The organism is Pseudomonas avellanae BPIC 631 (assembly GCF_000444135.1).
GTDB lineage: Bacteria > Pseudomonadota > Gammaproteobacteria > Pseudomonadales > Pseudomonadaceae > Aquipseudomonas > Aquipseudomonas avellanae.
Window position 1 is genome coordinate 24,504 of record NZ_ATDK01000233.1, and the last position, 17,046, is coordinate 41,549.

General features: G+C 57.1%; 15 protein-coding genes. 14 read left to right on the forward strand and 1 reads right to left on the reverse strand.

Going from position 1 to position 17,046, the window contains the following annotated elements:
* Position 1 precedes the first annotated feature (1 nt).
* From DW49_RS0112050 to DW49_RS0112115, 13 genes are all read left to right on the forward strand, one after another.
* The gene (locus DW49_RS0112050; RefSeq protein ID WP_005619082.1) at positions 2 to 607 is read left to right on the forward strand and encodes a phage tail protein I; all 606 of its coding nucleotides are present in this window, start codon (positions 2 to 4) and stop codon (positions 605 to 607) included.
* Positions 604 to 3,729: a phage tail-collar fiber domain-containing protein gene (locus DW49_RS1000000134030; RefSeq protein WP_024421257.1), complete on the forward strand. Its 3,126-nt coding sequence runs from the start codon at positions 604 to 606 to the stop codon at positions 3,727 to 3,729. The genes DW49_RS0112050 and DW49_RS1000000134030 overlap by 4 nt, the downstream gene beginning before the upstream one ends.
* 3 nt (positions 3,730 to 3,732) lie before the next feature.
* Positions 3,733 to 4,308, forward strand: a complete 576-nt coding sequence (locus tag DW49_RS0112060) for a DUF4376 domain-containing protein (protein WP_024421258.1) — start codon at positions 3,733 to 3,735, stop codon at positions 4,306 to 4,308.
* 120 nt (positions 4,309 to 4,428) lie between these two features.
* On the forward strand, positions 4,429 to 5,601 hold the full coding sequence (locus DW49_RS0112065; RefSeq protein ID WP_005621663.1) for a phage tail sheath subtilisin-like domain-containing protein: 1,173 nt from the start codon (positions 4,429 to 4,431) through the stop codon (positions 5,599 to 5,601).
* Positions 5,602 to 5,613: 12 nt separating this feature from the next.
* Positions 5,614 to 6,117: a phage major tail tube protein gene (locus DW49_RS0112070; RefSeq protein ID WP_004663012.1), complete on the forward strand. Its 504-nt coding sequence runs from the start codon at positions 5,614 to 5,616 to the stop codon at positions 6,115 to 6,117.
* 9 nt (positions 6,118 to 6,126) lie between these two features.
* The gene (locus DW49_RS0112075; RefSeq protein ID WP_005621660.1) at positions 6,127 to 6,447 is read left to right on the forward strand and encodes a phage tail assembly protein; all 321 of its coding nucleotides are present in this window, start codon (positions 6,127 to 6,129) and stop codon (positions 6,445 to 6,447) included.
* Positions 6,448 to 6,586: 139 nt separating this feature from the next.
* Positions 6,587 to 9,655 carry a phage tail tape measure protein gene (locus tag DW49_RS0112085; protein ID WP_005621658.1) on the forward strand — a complete coding sequence of 1,023 codons (3,069 nt, stop codon included), beginning with the start codon at positions 6,587 to 6,589 and terminating at the stop codon, positions 9,653 to 9,655.
* 8 nt (positions 9,656 to 9,663) lie between these two features.
* Positions 9,664 to 10,509: a phage tail protein gene (locus tag DW49_RS0112090; protein ID WP_005621657.1), complete on the forward strand. Its 846-nt coding sequence runs from the start codon at positions 9,664 to 9,666 to the stop codon at positions 10,507 to 10,509.
* The gene (locus DW49_RS0112095) at positions 10,484 to 10,690 is read left to right on the forward strand and encodes a tail protein X (RefSeq protein ID WP_003342371.1); all 207 of its coding nucleotides are present in this window, start codon (positions 10,484 to 10,486) and stop codon (positions 10,688 to 10,690) included. The genes DW49_RS0112090 and DW49_RS0112095 overlap by 26 nt, the downstream gene beginning before the upstream one ends.
* A gap of 76 nt (positions 10,691 to 10,766) precedes the next feature.
* Complete coding sequence (locus DW49_RS0112100; protein WP_005621653.1) at positions 10,767 to 11,807, forward strand: phage late control D family protein; 1,041 nt, start codon at positions 10,767 to 10,769, stop codon at positions 11,805 to 11,807.
* Between the two features lie 44 nt (positions 11,808 to 11,851).
* Positions 11,852 to 12,406 carry a glycoside hydrolase family 19 protein gene (locus tag DW49_RS0112105; protein WP_024421259.1) on the forward strand — a complete coding sequence of 185 codons (555 nt, stop codon included), beginning with the start codon at positions 11,852 to 11,854 and terminating at the stop codon, positions 12,404 to 12,406.
* A gap of 171 nt (positions 12,407 to 12,577) precedes the next feature.
* Positions 12,578 to 13,372, forward strand: a complete 795-nt coding sequence (locus DW49_RS0112110) for a DNA adenine methylase (RefSeq protein WP_005621648.1) — start codon at positions 12,578 to 12,580, stop codon at positions 13,370 to 13,372.
* 93 nt (positions 13,373 to 13,465) lie between these two features.
* A complete protein-coding gene (locus DW49_RS0112115; RefSeq protein WP_024421260.1) occupies positions 13,466 to 14,110 on the forward strand; it encodes a hypothetical protein in 645 nt (214 codons plus the stop codon).
* Positions 14,111 to 14,457: 347 nt separating this feature from the next.
* On the opposite strand, the gene DW49_RS0112125 is transcribed toward DW49_RS0112115, so the two are convergent.
* Positions 14,458 to 14,952, reverse strand: a complete 495-nt coding sequence (locus tag DW49_RS0112125; protein WP_024421262.1) for an Hcp family type VI secretion system effector — start codon at positions 14,950 to 14,952, stop codon at positions 14,458 to 14,460.
* A gap of 370 nt (positions 14,953 to 15,322) precedes the next feature.
* On the opposite strand from DW49_RS0112125, the gene DW49_RS0112130 reads away from it, so the two are divergent.
* The gene (locus DW49_RS0112130) at positions 15,323 to 16,759 is read left to right on the forward strand and encodes an RNA-directed DNA polymerase (protein WP_005621646.1); all 1,437 of its coding nucleotides are present in this window, start codon (positions 15,323 to 15,325) and stop codon (positions 16,757 to 16,759) included.
* Positions 16,760 to 17,046: the final 287 nt, after the last annotated feature.

A 17,046-nucleotide genomic window follows, 5' to 3' on the forward strand; every position in this document is an offset into this window, starting at 1 on the left:
CATGAAGAGTCTATTGCCCAACAGCAGTACGCAGCTTGAGCGTGCCATTGAGGCTGCGATAGTCGATGCCACGCCCGTGCCCCTGCGCACACTTTACAACCCGGACACCTGTCCGGTGGAGTTGCTGCCGCACCTGGCCTCCTCATGGTCCGTCGACCGCTGGGACGAGAAATGGTCGGAGCCGGTCAAGCGTAATGCCGTCAAGGCTTCGTTCTATGTCCACGCGCACAAGGGCACCATCGGCGCGTTGCGTCGGGTGGTCGAGCCTTTGGGCTATCTGATCGACATCGTGGAATGGTGGCAGCTCAACCCGCTTGGCGAGCCCGGCACGTTCCAGCTGAAAGTCGGCGTGCTGGACACCGGCATCACGGAACAGATGTACGAAGAGCTGACGGCGCTGATCGATGACGCCAAGCCCGTTTCCCGCCACTTGATCGGCCTTGCCATCAGTCTGGAAACCACCGGCAGCACCTACCTGAGCGCCTCTGTGCAAGAAGGCGACATCATCGACGTTTACCCACCGCAACAGCGAGACATTGTTGTCTCGGGTGTGATCGGTCGTGGCGGACGTGAAACAACTATCGACACCCTGGATGTGTATTCATGATCGATCAAAACTCGCAGTTTTACGCTATCCTGACCAACATCGGCGTCGCCAAACAGGCCAATGCCGATGCCCTGGGCATTGGCTGGAAGATTACCCAGATGGGCGTAGGCGATGCCAACGGCGCAGACCCGCAGCCGGACGCCAAGCAAAAAGCGCTGATCAACGAATGGCGTCGAGCGCCCCTGAATCAGCTTACCCAAGACCCGGCCAACCCGGCGATTATCGTCGCTGAACAGGTCATTCCTGCCGAGGTCGGTGGAAAGTGGATTCGTGAAATCGGCTTGTACGATGCTGACGGTGATCTGGTGGCGATTGCCAACTGCGCGCCGTCGTTCAAGCCATTGCTGGCGCAAGGCTCTGGCCGCACGCAGGTTGTGCGGATGAACCTGATCGTCAGCAACTCGGCCAATGTCGAACTGAAAATTGACCCCAGTGTGGTGTTGGCAACACGCGAGTTTGTAATCAGTGAACTGGCGCGGCAGGACTTCAAGCATTCCGTTCTGGTGGCCACCACGGCCAACATCGCGTTGAGCGGCCTGCAGACCATCGACGGAGTGGCAGTGCCCTCCGGCAAGCGCGTGCTGGTGGTCAAGCAGACCGCCGCCCGTGAAAACGGCATTTGGGTGACGGCGGCGGGCGCTTGGGCTCGGGCTGCTGATGCGGACACTGACCCGCGTGTGACGCCGGGCCTGCTGGTTCACGTCGAGCAAGGCACCATCAATGGTGACAGCGGCTGGCAGTTGATCACTGACGGTACTATCTCACTGGGTGTCACCCCGTTGGCCTTTGAGATGGCTTGGGGGCGCACGGGCGTGGAGGCGGGCACGTATCGCAGTATCACCGTCGACAAATACGGTCGTGTGGTGGCGGCCAGCAACCCAACGACCGTTGCTGGCTATGGCTTGACGGATGTCTACACCAAAACGCAGGTCGATAGCGCGCTGGCTGCAAAGGCGAACTTGGCAAGCCCGGTGCTGACAGGCACGCCGAAAGCACCCACTCCAGCCGCGTCGTCCAACAACGAGCAGCTGGCTACAACCGCGTTTGTTCAGCAGCTGTTTACTGTCCTGGTAGGGGCTGCGCCGGAGACGCTGAACCAGATCAACGAGATTGCGGCCGCGCTGGGCAACGATGCCAATTTCTCGACCACGATGATGAACGCCCTGGCGTTAAGGGCCCCCATTGCCAGCCCGGTGTTTACGGGTGATCCAAGGGCTCCTACTCCCGCGCTGACCGACAACGACACCAGTATTTCAACCACCGCTTTCAGTCGTGGTTTGCTGGCGTTGTTTGGCATCGGAACTGATTCTGCACAGCTCGTGCTGGATGCAAACGACGCCCCATTAAGCGGGATGTTCCGCATGGCTTCCACCGGCTTAAACATCCCGGCGTCTGCCAATGCGACCTTGATTTGCGCGCGTTACAACAACGGCGGCGCACTGCAGATTTTTGCGGCCTTGGCAGGAACGGGCGGCTACCCGAGTCTGTTCTGGCGCACGCAGGCGGCCGGTGGCTGGACCACTTGGCGCGAGTTTGCCCCGACAGATTCACCAGCGCTGACCGGAGCACCTACGGCCCCCACGCCGTCGGTTGTCGACAGCAGTAACAGAATCGCCACGATGTCGGCGCTGTGGAATGTCCTCGGCACCTACAACATCGGCACGCTCGCGCCCGTGGCGCTGGTGCTTACGTCAAACAGCGATTGGGCCAAGCCGGGCGGCTGGAGCGGCTATATCAACGTCGGCGCAAGCAAGCTCAATGGCGTTACGGTCCCGCTGGATTCGGGTGGTGGGTCCCCGGGTTATGGGATGTGGTGCATTACGGGACGTCGGGATAACTCCAACGGCTACAGCGGTATTTTCACCGATTTCTCCACCGGCAAAACCTGGACTGCATCCGCTGCGGTGGGTGGTAACGGGCCAGTGTTCACCGAGCTGTTAACGGCGGACTCGCCTGTTTTCAAAGGCACGCCGAAAGGTCCTACGCCGGAAACGAATACGGCGGGCAATCAGTTGGTAACGCAAGATTTTGTGCGCAGCTGGGCGCGAAAGTTTATTGGTGTGGGTGTTGGGGTGTCGGCTTCTACCTATTCGGTTAGCCCAACGCAAAACGGATGCTGGTTCAACATCACGTCGCCCAATGCCGTTGTCGCGCTCCCAGCGGCGGCCAACGTGCCGGATGGCACCACGTTCCTGTTCCGAAACAGCGCCGGGAACGCATCTATCACGCTGACCGTCCCGTCTGGAAATATCCTTACGGGCGTAAGCGGTCTGACGTTGGTGCTCGGACCTTATGAAATGATCGAACTGGCGTCCAGCGGGAATTCGTACTGGGCAGTAAATCGCTGTTCCATGACGCAACTGGCCCGCGTCGACAGCCCGGCGCTTCTCGGGACTCCGACCACTCCTACACCTGAGCCGGGCGATGCGTCCAAACAGATCGTAAACGCCGAGTTTCTGCGGTCGGAAGTAAGCAGGCTGAAATCGAAAATCCGCTTTACCGCAAACGGCAGTTGGACTTGCCCAGACGGTGTAACGACGATTTGGGTGTCTGGATGCGCTGGCGGGGGCGGTGGTGGCAGCGGTGGCGGTCTATCGCAGACGGGCGCGGGAGGCGGCGGTGGGGGAAACGCCGGTCAGTTTGTACTTTCGGAACCGATCACTGTTGTGCCGGGAACTGTCTACGCGATCACTATCGGTGGGGGCGGCGCGGCGGGTACGACGGCTGCAAGCGGCACTGCCGGGAAAAACGGCGGAGCTGGCGGTATAACACGTTTCGGCACTTTGCTGGGGCTTTCGGCTGGTAGTGGTGGGCAGGGAGGTGACATTACCACCGGCGCCGGTGGGGCTGCGACCGGCTTGGGGGCTGGCGGTGGGTCTGACGGGACCGATGCCCGTGGGCAGTACCTTGGTGGTGACGGCGGCTCTGGTGGTCCTGGCCCGTTCGGTACGGCCGGTGGTCGCGGACGCGCCGGTGCGGGTGGTGGCGGTGTCTCTCGTACCGGGGCTGGTTTTGGTGTTGGCGGCGGTGGCGGTGGTGCGGGGTATGGCACCGCAGGCGGTACTGCTAACGGTGGCGCTGGGAGTCCCGGACTCCCTGGCGTTCTGATTCTGGAGTATTAATCAATGCGTTACGCATACTTCGACCCGATCACCCGCGAGGTGATCGGCTGGTTTGACACCGAGGCTCTAGATTGCATCCTACCTGACGCGGATATGTTGGTGCCTCTCTCTCAGGACGCGTGGGAGGCCAACGCGAACGAACCGCGCTGGGTGGATGAAAACCATTTGCTAAGCAGCACCATGCCCGTCGTGCCGGTCAATCTGGATCAGATCAAGGCCAGCAAGTTGGTGGAGATTAGCAGCGCGTGCGCCGCTGCCATCGTCGGCGGTTTTATGAGCAGCGCCCTGGGCGAGCCTCACACCTATCCATCCCAAGCGACTGATCAGTCCAATTTGATGGCAGCCGTGCTGTCCTCGCTGTCGGCCCCCGCCGAAAGCTGGGAAACGCCAGTCTGGTGTGTTGACGCAAAGGGTGCGGGGGCTTACCGCATGCACACGGCTGCACAAGTGCAGGCGGTGGGGAATGATTCGTTGAATGCGCGCAATGTCGCGCTAACGCGCAAAGCAGCGCTTGAGGAGCGCATTCGACAAGCTGTGATTGTTGAGCAAGTCCAGTCATCGAGCTGGCCAACCACATAGGGACCGGCGCTGCATCGCTGTCCTCCCGGAACGCCCCGTAACCTGGGGCGTTTTCGTTTCTGTTCTGTTTTCCCTTGGGCCTCGCTATGCGGGGCTTTTTCATATCTGGAGATTGGCTCTATGAGTTTCTTTCACGGCATCACCATGACGACCGTTGACACCGGGGCGCGCACCATCGCGCTGCCGTCGTCCTCGATCATCGGACTGTGCGACGTTTTCACCCCAAGTACCGCGCCTGAGGTCGCCCAGTTGGCAGCCGTCAACGAGCTGAAACTGATCACCAGTGAGCGTGAAGCTATTGCAGCCTGGGGCGCAGACGCGCCGATTACCAAGGCGTGTCAGGCGATCTTTACGCGTGCTAAGGCCGTGATCGTGGGGTGTGGCGTTGCTGCCGGTGCGACCGCGGCTGAACTGACATCCGCCGTCATTGGCGGTGTGCTCGCGTCCGGTAAGCGTACAGGTCTGCAAGCGCTGATCGACGGCAAGAGTCTGTTCAATGCCCAGCCGCGACTGCTGATCGCGCCCAAGCATTCGGCCACGCTCGCCGTGGCCACCGCGATGGATGGTCTGGCTGCCAAGTTGCGCGCCATCGCCATTGTTGACGGGCCAGGTACGACTGATGAGGCGGCGATGGCCTACGCGAAAAACTTCGGCAGTAAGCGCATCTTCATGTGTGATCCCGGCGTTCAATACTGGGACACCACGGCCAGCGAGACCGTTGATGCCCCTGCGTCGGCTTGGGTCGCGGGTCTCTTTGCTTGGACTGACACGGAGTACGGTTTCTGGGCATCACCGTCGAACAAGGATTTTGTCGGCATCACCGGCACTACCAGGCCTGTCGAGTACCTGGCCGGTGACACGACGTGCCGGGCCAACCTTCTGAACAACGCCAATATCGCGACGATCATCCGTGACGACGGCTATCGCTTGTGGGGCAATCGAACGTTGTCCAGTGATGCCAAGTGGTCATTCGTGACTCGGGTTCGCACGCTCGACATCGTCATGGATGCGATCCAGGCAGGGCACAAGTGGGCAGTCGACCGCTCGATCACCAAAACCTACGTCAAGGACGTGACAGAAGGCCTGCAAGCCTTCATGCGCGACCTGAAAAACCAAGGGGCGATCATCAATTTCGAGGTCTACGCGGACACCGAGTTGAACACTGCCAGCCAGCTGGAGCAGGGCAAGGTGTACTGGAACATCCGTTTCACCGATGTGCCGCCTGCCGAAAACCCGAATTTCCGCGTTGAAGTCACCAATCAGTGGCTGACCGAAGTCCTCGAAGCCGCTTAAGGAGCGCTCTACATGATTCCGCAAACCCTTTCCAACACTAACCTGTTCGTCGACGGTATCAACTTCAGCGGTGATGTGCCGGGGCTGACGCTTCCCAAGATGACCCTCAAGACCGAGGAGTACCGCGGCGGCGGCATGGCCGGTCCGGTCGAGGTCGACATGGGCCTGGAAAAGATGGAAGCCAGCTTCACGACCAATGGCGTGCGCCGCGAGTCGCTGAAATTTTTCGGTCTGTCTGATCAGACCGCCTTCAACGGCACATTCAGAGGCTCTTTCAAGGGCCTGAAAGGCGTTGTCACACCGGTGGTGGCTACCTTGCGGGGCATGCTGAAAGAAGTTGATCCGGGCGAGTGGAAGCCCGCCACCGTGGCGGAGATCAAGCACAGCCTCGCCGTCTCCTACTACAAGCTGGAAGTCGACGGTCGTGTTGTTTACGAGATCGACATGGTGAACATGGTGCGCGTTATCGACGGCGTGGACCAGCTCGCAGCAGAACGCGCCGCCCTCGGCCTTTAAGGAACGAACATGACTCAAGTAACTGGCAACAACGAAACCACTCCGCTGCCGTCGTGGATCGTCCTGACGGATTCAGGCGCGATCATCACGCTGAAGTACCCGGTGGAAATCAACACCGTGAAAGTCGACAAGGTAACAATGCGCGCACCTTGCGTCAGGGATACCCGTGCTGCAGCGGCCGCTGCCAATGGCAGCCCCGAGGCCCACGAACTCCACTTGTTCTGCAGCCTGATCGAGGCTGGCCGGGACGATCTGGACCGAATGAAACAGCGCGATTATCGCCGCCTGCAGGAAGGCTATTTTCGCCTGGTCGAAGAGGATGAATTGTAATCCCGAGACCATGAGACAGGCGACGCGCAAGTTGGCAGCGGAGACGGGCTTTTCCGCTGCTGAGATCGAGGCAATGCCTTTCAATCGAATGTTGTGGTGGATCATGGATTGATCCCCCTTTGAACGCCTCGGGTGGTCTATGAGTGATAGTTTGAAGCTGGGCCTTGTCATCGGTGGCGCGGTCAGTGCAACCGTAGGCAAGGCCTTCAAGGACGTTGAGAGCCGTATCAAGGCGCTGGACGACAAAGGTGCCAAGGCTCGCGTCCTGCAGAGCACGATTGGCGAAACGATCAAGTTGCGCGAGGAGTGGCGCAAAGCCCATGCAACGGGCCAGGCCGGTGCGACCGCGTTACTGTCACGTTTGAATTCGAACCTCGATAGCCTCAAGGCGCAGGGCGTCGAGGTCGGACGGCTGAGCAAAGCCTACAAGGAAATGGGGCGCACGGCTCGTTCTGCGGAGTTGCAGGCCAAAGGCCGACGGCAGATGAGCGAGGGACGGGAGACGGTCAAAAGCTCGGTCGGGCAAGCCGTAGTAGCGGCCGGGGCCTTGGCGATCCCGACGAAAGTCAGCGCGGACTTCGGGGCGATTGTTCGCGACATTGCGATCAAGGCTGGCATTGCCAACAAACCGCAAGAAGCGGAGATGTCACGAACCATCATCACGACCGCCCGTGATACCGGCATGGAGCGCAATCAGGTCGCTGACGTAGTCAATCAGCTGGTCGGTGCGGGTATGGAGCTGAGCAAGGCGCTGGAGTACGCGCCGGTTGCCGCCAAATTCGTGGTCGGTCAGGGTTCCGAAGGGACCGACACAGCGAAGATGATCAACGCCCTGGGTCAAAACGCCAATATCACCGACGCCAAGGAAATGCAGCAGGCTCTGGAGGCCATCGCCTACCAAGGGCAGGCGGGCAGTTTCGAAGCCTCCGACATGGCAAAGTGGTTTCCCGAACTGCTGGCCAACATGGGCAGTATTGGTATCACCGGCATGGACGCGGTGACGCAGCTCGGTGCAATGCTGCAGGTCCAGATGAAGACGGCGGGCAGCTCTGACGAGGCGGCCAACAACCTGAAAAACTGGATGGGCAAAATCGGTGCTTCGGATACGGTCGATGCCTACAAAAAGGCCGGTATCGATTACGAAGGCTCGATGCAAACCGGCCTGCAGAAAGGCATGTCCACGCTGGAGTCCAGCATGGCGTTGGCCCAGCAGTACATCCAGAAGACTGACCCGAAAAAGGCCGAAGCAATGGCGGCCGCCACGGCCAAAATCAGTAAGGAAACAGATCCGGCCAAGGCCAAGGCCATGATGGAATCACTGTCGCAGGCTTTGAAAACCGGGGACATTTTTGCGGACATGCAGGTCAAGGCTGCGCTTACCGCGTACCTGCAGAACAAGCAGCTGTATAACGATCTGAAATCGCAGTCCCGCAACGCGTCGGGCATTCTCGACAAGAACCTGGCCGAGCGCCGGGAAGGCTCTTCGCAGAAGTGGGCCGAGCTTTCACAGGCGGCCAACGATGCCATGCGCAGCGTGGGCGATGCGATCAGACCGGCAACCGATGCCGTGGCGCAAGGTTTGACGACCGTGGCCCAAGGCATCACCACCGTCAGCGACAAGATGCCGAACCTGGCTATGGGACTGACGGGGGCCATAGGTGCTCTGCTGGTTGCCAAGTCAGCCTTCGGTGCATTCAAAATCGGCAAGGGCCTGATGAATCTTGCCAGAGGGTCGGTCGGCGGCGGAGCCGGGAAGGTCCAGCAGGTTTTTGTGACCAACGCAAAAGCTGCTGGTGTTGGCAGTACCGCAGCGGCCGCGCCTGGTGCTGCAGCCTCTGGGCGCAAAGCGCGTGTCGCTGCGCTACTGGGCGTTGGCCTGACAGTGGCATCCAAAGCCGGTGCGAAGCTGGTCGACAAGGACAAGCCGGATGACGTCAAAGGTGATGATGCCAAGGACGAGGAAGCCAAAGACGCTGATGCAGGCGGTGAGGCCAAAAGGCCTAAAGGGTTGCTCGGGGTTGGGTTCACGGCGTTGGAGGCTTACCGCGAAACGCTGGAGGCTGGTGCCGATTCAGATGGCGGCTCCAATGCTTCTGGCGAAGGGGGCGGCCTGCAGCGCGTCTTCGTGGTGAACGCCTCGGAGATAGGTGCGGGATCGGGTTTGCCGGGCCAGCGCGATACGCCACGTCGAGGACGGCGATCAGCCCGTGCACGTCGTCGTGCAGGCGCTGCGTCTCGTCCGCCCGTCGTTTCACCGCGTCCAACTGGTGAACCGCGTACCCGGCCTGTTCCGCCGCGTCCGGTCGGTGAACCGCGCATCCGTCCGATACCACCAAGCCCGGCCGGTGAATCGCGTATTCGCCCGGTGCCACCGCGTCCGGCCGATGCTCCTTGTATTCGTCCGGCCCCACGTCTGCCCATCCCTGTGCCGCCGCTTCCTGCGGCTGCTGAGCGAAGCATTATGCCTTTGCTGGGCAAGATGGCAGGCAGGGCCAAGGTTTTGCCCGGCGAAGCGGTGATCAGCGCGGGCCTGAAAGCGGTCGAGCTGTATCAGTCGGATGACCCTATCGAGAAAAAACTGGAAGGGGCTACCGAAGTTGCGGGCTCCGCGCTGGGCGGCTGGGGTGGTGCTGCGGCCGGTGCGGCGATTGGCACGATGATTTTGCCGGTCGTGGGCACGGCGATAGGCGCGGCCATTGGCGGTGCCCTGGGGTCTTGGGGCGGCGGTGAGGTCGGCAGCTTGCTGGGCAAAGAGCTGTTTGGCACGCCGGAGAAAGAGAGTAAGCCGGTGTCGCTGCTGGCTGCGCCTTCGGTTCCGGTCGCGCTGCCCGGCCCGGTAGTGCCCACGCTGGGGGCGACGGCCAAGTCTTTCGACAACGACCGGGTGCCGCTGATGGCTCGGGGGCCAGCTCCAGCGCTGGCTCCTACCGGGCCATTGATGGGGGACGTAGGGCGGGCCATGACGGAAAAGCCTGCCGCGAGTCCTGCCGCGCCGATTGTCATCAAGCCCGAAGCACCCAAGATGCCGACACCCAAGTACGAACAGCAGGTTTCGATAAATGCGCCAATAACACTGACCGTTCAAGGTGATGTGAAAGATCCGCAACAACTGATGCGGGATCTGGAGCCGATGATTCAGCGGGCTATGCGCGACTCGGCGCAACAGTCGCAACGGTCGAATCTGTTTGATGCTCCGCACGTCGAGTAGGGGGATATATGGCTTACATGGAACAACTGCAGTCGGGTATGAAGTACCTGGTGGCGGCGGGCGAGTCAGGTCGGCGCGATCTGGACGGCATGCTCTCGCCGGTCAATGGCGCGATCAGCGAAATCAGCGGTGCGACTGCTGAGCTTGAGGGCCTGCCCATCGTGGGGCCCGCAATCGGGGCCAAGCTTCAACGCGTGATGCGGGGTGTCACCGCAGCCCAGGCGAAGGTCGGGGCTGTCGTATCGACGTACAGTCGTGCCTCAAGGGCGGTAACTCAGATTGACGAGCGCCTGGGAGTGCTCAAAGAGCAGGCAGCAAAAGCCGGGACAGCCGTCAACAAGGTGGCTGGCAGTATCAGTCCCGCGCTGGCCAACGTGGTGCCCAGTTCGTCATTTGCCGCGCAGAAAACCCCGGCTGTCGAAGCGGTCAAACCGTTTGAGCATCTGCTGATCTTGCAGCCGCTCAGCGCGAAAGGCGAGCCCTACTACTTCAATCTGGACACCGCTGCGTTCGACGAACTGAGCCGTTCCAGTGAGTTCCGCTGGGCATCGCAAGAGCGTCTCACGCGTCGACCGGCACAGCAGAACATTGGTATGGGTGATGAGTCACTGACGCTCAAGGGGGCGGTGTTCCCCAACGTCAAAGGTGGGATCAAACAGCTCGATACGTTGCGTGGCATCGCGGGCCTGGGCGTGCCTCTGGCCCTGACCACAGGGTATGGGGCAGTGCTGGGTAACTGGTGCTTGAAGAAAATTCAGGAAGATCAGAGCGCTCTGATGCAGGGGGGCATCCCTCGCAAGCAGGCGTTCACGCTGGAGTTCACACGCTATGGCGACGATATGCAGAACGTCTGACGGGGATATCCTCGATACCCTTTGTTTCAACCATTACGGCCATTTAAACGGCTCTGTGGAGGCCGTGCTTGATGCCAATCAGGGCCTGGCCGATGAGGCTCAACCCTTCCGGGTGGGGCTGATCATCACTCTGCCGGACCTTCCCGCATCCTCCGACGAAACTGTAATGCTCTGGGGCTGACCTCGGCGTTACGCGTAACGAACCTTTCCTTTTGCCCGGCCCCGTTGATTGCGGGGCTTTCTTTTGGTGTCTGCGCATGAAACCCACTTTCCGTATCGTTGCCGACGGCACCGACATTACGGCGCTCATCAACGACCGATTGATCCAGCTGCGTACTACTGACAAGCCCGACATGGATTCAGATGAATTCGAACTGCGCATTGATGATCGCGACGGTGCAGTGGCGTTGCCATCGAGGGGGGCCGATGTTGAGGTTTATCTGGGCTATGACGGCCAGAAGCTCACCAAGATCGGTCTGTACACCATTGATGAGATCGAGGTGTCTGGTCCTCCCGACACGATGGTCATCAGAGGCAAAGCCAGCAGCATGCGTGGAAGCGGTAAGACCACACGCAGTGGTAGCTGGGAGGATGTGCCGTTGTCCAAGATTGTCAGCGACATTGCCGCACGCAATGGCTGGGCCTCAGCCTGCAACGTAGCGACAAAGGTCCCACGGGCTGACCAGCTCAACGAGTCGGATTACCACTTCATCACACGGCTGGCAAAAAAGTACGACTGCACTGCCAAGGTCGCCGACGGCAAGTTGCTCGTCATGCCCAGGCAAGAGGGAGCAAGCGCGTCCGGGAAAGCGTTTGGCGTTCTGGCCATCACGCGCCAAGACGTCAGCCGATGGCAGTTCAGACTGGGTGATCGTTCGACACACAAAGCCGTGTCGACGAAGCATCAGGACAAGAAGACCGGGAAGCTCCAGATCGTGACCCTCAATAACGACACGGCCCCGGATGGTCTCCCTCCCGTTCATACCGACCGGCATATCTACCCCAACAAATCTGCAGCTGAGCAGGCCGCGAAAGCGCGTCTTGCTGCTTTCAATCGCAGCACTGCAGGCATCCGTCTTGAAATGGTCGGGCGTACTGACCTTTTCGCGGAGCGCATGATCAGCGTGCAGGGGTTCAAGGAGGGGCTTGATGGCGAGTACCTGACGGATTCGGTCGAACAGGTATTTACCCAAGCTGGCTGGTCCACCACGGCCGAGTGCAATGGTGGCAACAAGGGCAAGGCAAAAGCCAAAGGCAAAAAGAAAGAGAAAAAACCAGTCAAGGTCGTGCAGCTCTGACCATAACCTCCATCACAAATCGCCTCTATTCAGGAGATGTCTGAATGTCGATTACTGTGCAGCAGTTGCTGCAGATTCTCCCCAACGCCAGCTCCCGAGCTGGCGTTTTTGTTCCCGTCTTAAACGTTGCGATGAGCAAATACGCCATCGTTACGAAGCTGCGTATCGCTGCCTTCCTGGCGCAGGTGGGCCATGAGTCTGGCCAGCTTCGCTACGTGCGGGAATTGGGCAGTGATGCCTACCTCGAAAAATACGATACCGGGCGGCTAGCCGAACGCCTGGGCAACACGCCAGAGGACGACGGCGACGGTCAGTTATACCGGGGCAGGGGGCTTATTCAAATTACCGGGCGGGCGAACTACGCGGCCTGCGGTGAGGCATTGGGCCTGGATCTGCTACAGCAACCTGAACTCCTCGAGCGTCCGGAGCATGCCGCCATGTCGGCTGCTTGGTTCTGGCACCGTGCTGGGCTTAATACCTTCGCAGATAGAAGCGACTTCCTGACAATTACCAAACGGATCAACGGTGGCACAAATGGCCTTGCCGACCGTCAGGCGCTTTACGAGCGGGCACTGAAGGTACTGGTCCGATTGAGCTGAAGAGATAACGCAACACATTGAAAAAGAGCGACCAGTCGAGATGCGTCAACATCTCGGCCGGTCACCGTTCCCGCAGATTACCCCTGCAAGTCCAGCCAAGGCTCTCGCTTCGTGCACAAAGCGGAGCGAGCCTAGCACCTGTTTATATATACAGTAAAGGTCTTGCTATTTATGTCCACACCCATCGTCCCTTGGATGGGCGGCAAACGCCGCCTGGCCGACCGTCTCATCCCGCTTTTCCCACCCCACGAATGCTACGTCGAAGTGTTCGCTGGCGGTGCGGCCCTCTACTTCATGCGTCCCCAGGCAGCTCCCGTTGAGGTCTTGAACGATATCAATGGTGATCTGGTGACGCTGTATCGCGTCGTCCAAAACCACCTTGAAGAATTCGTCCGCCAGTTCAAATGGGCGCTCAGCTCGCGTCAGGTATTTGAGTGGCAAAAGATGACCCGTCCCGAAACCCTCACCGATATCCAGCGCGCTGCCCGGTTCTTCTACCTCCAGCACCACGCCTTTGCAGGGAAGGTCAGCGGGCAGACTTTCGGGACCGCAACGACTGGCCCGGCCATCAACCTGTTGCGGATCGAGGAGAACCTTTCTGCGGCCTGGCAACGTTTGTCAGGTACGTACGTGGAGAATCTGCCGTGGCTTGAATGTGCTGAGCGATATGACCGGCCCCATACGTTCCACTACATGGACCCGCCTTACTGGCAAACGGCTGGGTACGGTGTGGATTTTCCGTTTGAGAACTACGAGCGCATGGCGGAGTTCATGCGGGGGTGCAAAGGGAAGGTGATGGTGAGCATCAACGATCACCCTGACATCCGGCGGGTGTTTGAAGGCTTCCATTTTGAAACGGTCGACATTCGTTACAGCACGGCAAACCAGAGAAAGGGAAAGGCTGATGTCAGCGGTGAGCTGGTTATCATGAATTGGGAGCCTGCCGCGCTCGGTGAGTTGTTCTGATGTTTGGCTTCAAGTCGGCCAGCGACCAGTACACCGAGAGAGAACCTTGATGATACAGTATGCTGACGCGATCTAAGTCATGGATGAGTTGATATGAATGATTTTTGCACGCCGGAGTCCAATGGTAGTCCCACTTGGGGGGGCTTTGATGTTTTTGTTTGGAAGTTGGTGCCAGCACGGTTCGGTGGAGGGCGAGGTCATATCCAGCGCTTCAAAGATACTTGGCTGATTCACAATAAGCAGTTCATCAAGGCATCAGCCGCAAAGTATTCGCTTCCTGTTGAGCTGTTGGCTGGTGTGTGTTGGATAGAAGCCGGAGGAGACCCAAATTCTGCCGATAGAGCAGCATTCGAATTCCGAGTGTTCGATCATTTGGGCAACTTGCCAACCGTCAGCACTCCGCCACCTGCTAAGACTAGTTTCGGATGGGTGAGTGTTCAGCTTAGGACCGCAGCAGTTACATTAGGTCTTAACCCCGATGACATGTCAATTAGCGAGTTGAGAAGCTTAGCCAACTGTCTGGAGCAGGATATCTATAATATTGATCTAGCAGCAAAGCACTTGCGGCTGCTAGTTGATTATGACAATTTTAAATCCATCGGCATGGACGAGGTGCGTATCATTGGTGCTCGATACAATCGAGGGACAAACCCATCTATTGAGAGAATAAAAGAAGACACCAGTTATGGGGATTTTATTGTGAAAAGATGGAATTTTTTTAGTCAGCTTTTAAGGTAGTTTATATGACGGCTAAAGGCGTTTTGATAAGGGTTTTGCTGTATACGGTTTACGTATCCTGTCTGCTGACGTATATAATTTTTCATGGTTCGCAATACGATTGGATGGAACCAAGTTCCATAGTGTCGCATATTGAGGACAGATCCAATACTCGCGGTGATATAAGAACCATGACTGTGCTGCTTGCGCTTTTTGTACAGTTCTTGATTTTCATAAGCTGTACTAGAAAGGAGTGGGTAGGTACTGCTATTCTTCTTGCAATCGTATTTGCTGTTTACTGGTGACCCAGTATGCCCGCCTGTTTGGTAGGCGGGCTTCTGCTGTGGCAGGGTACTCAGGGTACTGATTTATGCAAATGGCTTATTCGCGGTCCGGTCCCATCCGCCGGATACGATCCCAGCACTTCCACCGTCAGCACGGCGCTGCTGTGAGTACTCGAATTTTATTCGTCCATAGTTAAGTGTGATTAGCTCTACAGGTAAGCCTGCATGCTCAGCCCCATTTCCGCTAACGGTAGATATCAATACCTCTTCTAAGACGATATCCAGATACTTAAATTTTTCTGTGCCCGCCCGATGGACACGAATAGTTACTTTCTTGATATGCGACCCACGACAGCATAGCTCAAACAGTTTTGGCGTTGCTCTGTCTATATATTTACTTACTTTAAAGTCGCCCAGAGTAACGCCGCCTGCGCTCGCGCCGCCGTTAGAGCTGGCGGAGGTACTGATCGACTGAACCGCGTCGTAATGGTAGGACAGCAGTTCCACCCAGCCTTTGTGGGCGTCATCAAGAGATTCGCCCTCTACACCGTCGACCTGCATAAATGCGTCAAAAGACATATCAGCTTCCTGCTTTAAAGATTAGAGCGCTTAGCCTAGCTTATAGGGGGCGGGTATTGCCAGCATCCTCTAATCTGCGCATGAAAATAGATGACCGAGAACTCACATCATGGGGTTTATTCTATTTTGCGACTCGCTCCTACAAGCAGAGTAAGCGATCTGAATCGCTCGGACTGAAGGTCACTGTCTATCCACAACTGTTATTTCGCAGAGCCTCCAACGGCCATTAGCAGCCTTCTGGCACTGGGGGCTTACCCATCACAACGAATAGCAATCGACCCAAATCAGCCGTTCATATTGGAGGTTCCAGCAGAATCTAGGATCCTTGACACGTATCGCGTAATCTGAGGTCACGAATGAGGAGGATTTTATGGTTCAGGGACACGATGCACTTTTGTACCAAGCGGGGTGGATCACCGCAGAAGAGCTGTTCCGGCGGATGTTTTCCCCTCTATCTTTGGAATGGGTTTTCAGAGACCGGTTTGGAACATCTTTGGCCAAAGGGATTGACCGGATCAATGGCTTCCAGTTTAGCTGTAGGTCAGCATCCGAGCTGGAAGTCGTTTCGGCCAAATGTCTTGATAGCACTTTTAGATTTGCACCATTTCTAGAACAGCTAAAGTTGAAAGGGCGCGGAAAGGAACCTCGCGTTATAAGTATACCAATTGTCCGAGATCGTATAGTTCTTCATCAGCTTCAAAAATACCTAGCCCTGATTTTTCCTGAGCAGGTACCTAGAAACGTAGCTAGTAGTTATGTCCGCCAGGTAGCTTTGGATGTCAGTACGATGGACGCGGCTAGTGCATGGGTGTGTAGTACTGACATCCAAAAATTTTATGACTCGATTGACCAAGATCGAACGGTCATGCTGGTAGGGAGAAAGATCAAGATACCTCAGGTCTTGAACTTGATCGCTCATGCCTTGCGGACTCCGACAGTGCCCAAAAATACACCACGAAATAAGCACTCAGTCTATAAGCAAGAAGTTGGCGTCCCTCAGGGGCTAGCGATATCTAATATATTGGCAGCGATCTATATGGCTGACGTGGATCGGGCGATGCGGTCAGTACCAGGGCTTCACTATTATAGATACGTCGATGATGTATTGATGTATGGGGAGGAAAGCCTGGTTACCACTTCGTTTAATTCGTTGAAAAGAAGGTTGATGAGGCGTGGCCTTCATCTTCATGGCTTAAGCTCTGATAAGACGAAATTTGGCCCGCTAGATCAAGACTTTTCGTATCTTGGCTACGTTTTTGAGCTTCCTAAAATTACTGTGAGAAGAAACACAGTGGAGCGTTTTTTGCAATCGGTTGCCGCAAAGATAAGCGATTTTAAGCATAACCGAGCAAAGCGCCTTGAAAAGTTCAAATATCTCAATGAAGAAAGATTAGTCGATATTTTCTTTTTAGAGATAAATGAAAAGATTACTGGGGCAATCAGTCAAAATAAGAGGTACGGCTGGGTGGCCTACTTTAATCAGATTACAGATGAAAAACTCTTACACGAGATGGATAGAGCAGTCATGAGAATGGTTGCCAGGGTTCCTGACCTTGCAGCTGTAGGCACTATTAGGCTCAAGAAGTTAGCTCGCGCGTATTTTGCGATGAAATTTGATCCACGAGGTGGCTACATACGAGATTACGATGTGGTTAAGACATCGGCGGAAAAGCTCAGCTTTTTGGAGAGCCGGGGCAGAGTAGACCCAGCCGTGGCACTGACTGAGGTGCAGATAATAGAAAAATACGATCATTATATTCGGATGGTGCTAGCACGGATGAACGAAGACGAAGGAGAAATTTACTAGCCAGATGTGTATATTGGCATCGGGTGGTGCCTACCGCTATGCGGTACCTCTCGCCTTAGGTCGAGAGCGGAAGTGCTCCGAGCCCCTTCAAACGGGCGTGACACCAAGTGTTATACCTTCCTAGGGGCTGTCCAACGGCTGCTTGGGAAGTGGATCTGACTGATTACTCAGGCGCCACCCCATTTTTCTAGGGAGGGTCTGAAGTAAGCATCGATTTTTGATGCCTTCATGGCCTGAGGTTAAAAAACCTCGCCCGATCAGATAATCAGACGTTTTGCACTGTTAAC

Coding starts and splice junctions, on each gene's coding strand:
- DW49_RS0112050 (WP_005619082.1), top strand. CDS start 2: ATGAAGAGTCTATTGCCCAACAGCAGTACGCAGCTTGAGCGTGCCATT.
- DW49_RS1000000134030 (WP_024421257.1), top strand. CDS start 604: ATGATCGATCAAAACTCGCAGTTTTACGCTATCCTGACCAACATCGGC.
- DW49_RS0112060 (WP_024421258.1), top strand. CDS start 3,733: ATGCGTTACGCATACTTCGACCCGATCACCCGCGAGGTGATCGGCTGG.
- DW49_RS0112065 (WP_005621663.1), top strand. CDS start 4,429: ATGAGTTTCTTTCACGGCATCACCATGACGACCGTTGACACCGGGGCG.
- DW49_RS0112070 (WP_004663012.1), top strand. CDS start 5,614: ATGATTCCGCAAACCCTTTCCAACACTAACCTGTTCGTCGACGGTATC.
- DW49_RS0112075 (WP_005621660.1), top strand. CDS start 6,127: ATGACTCAAGTAACTGGCAACAACGAAACCACTCCGCTGCCGTCGTGG.
- DW49_RS0112085 (WP_005621658.1), top strand. CDS start 6,587: ATGAGTGATAGTTTGAAGCTGGGCCTTGTCATCGGTGGCGCGGTCAGT.
- DW49_RS0112090 (WP_005621657.1), top strand. CDS start 9,664: ATGGCTTACATGGAACAACTGCAGTCGGGTATGAAGTACCTGGTGGCG.
- DW49_RS0112095 (WP_003342371.1), top strand. CDS start 10,484: ATGGCGACGATATGCAGAACGTCTGACGGGGATATCCTCGATACCCTT.
- DW49_RS0112100 (WP_005621653.1), top strand. CDS start 10,767: ATGAAACCCACTTTCCGTATCGTTGCCGACGGCACCGACATTACGGCG.
- DW49_RS0112105 (WP_024421259.1), top strand. CDS start 11,852: ATGTCGATTACTGTGCAGCAGTTGCTGCAGATTCTCCCCAACGCCAGC.
- DW49_RS0112110 (WP_005621648.1), top strand. CDS start 12,578: ATGTCCACACCCATCGTCCCTTGGATGGGCGGCAAACGCCGCCTGGCC.
- DW49_RS0112115 (WP_024421260.1), top strand. CDS start 13,466: ATGAATGATTTTTGCACGCCGGAGTCCAATGGTAGTCCCACTTGGGGG.
- DW49_RS0112125 (WP_024421262.1), bottom strand. CDS start 14,952: ATGTCTTTTGACGCATTTATGCAGGTCGACGGTGTAGAGGGCGAATCT.
- DW49_RS0112130 (WP_005621646.1), top strand. CDS start 15,323: ATGGTTCAGGGACACGATGCACTTTTGTACCAAGCGGGGTGGATCACC.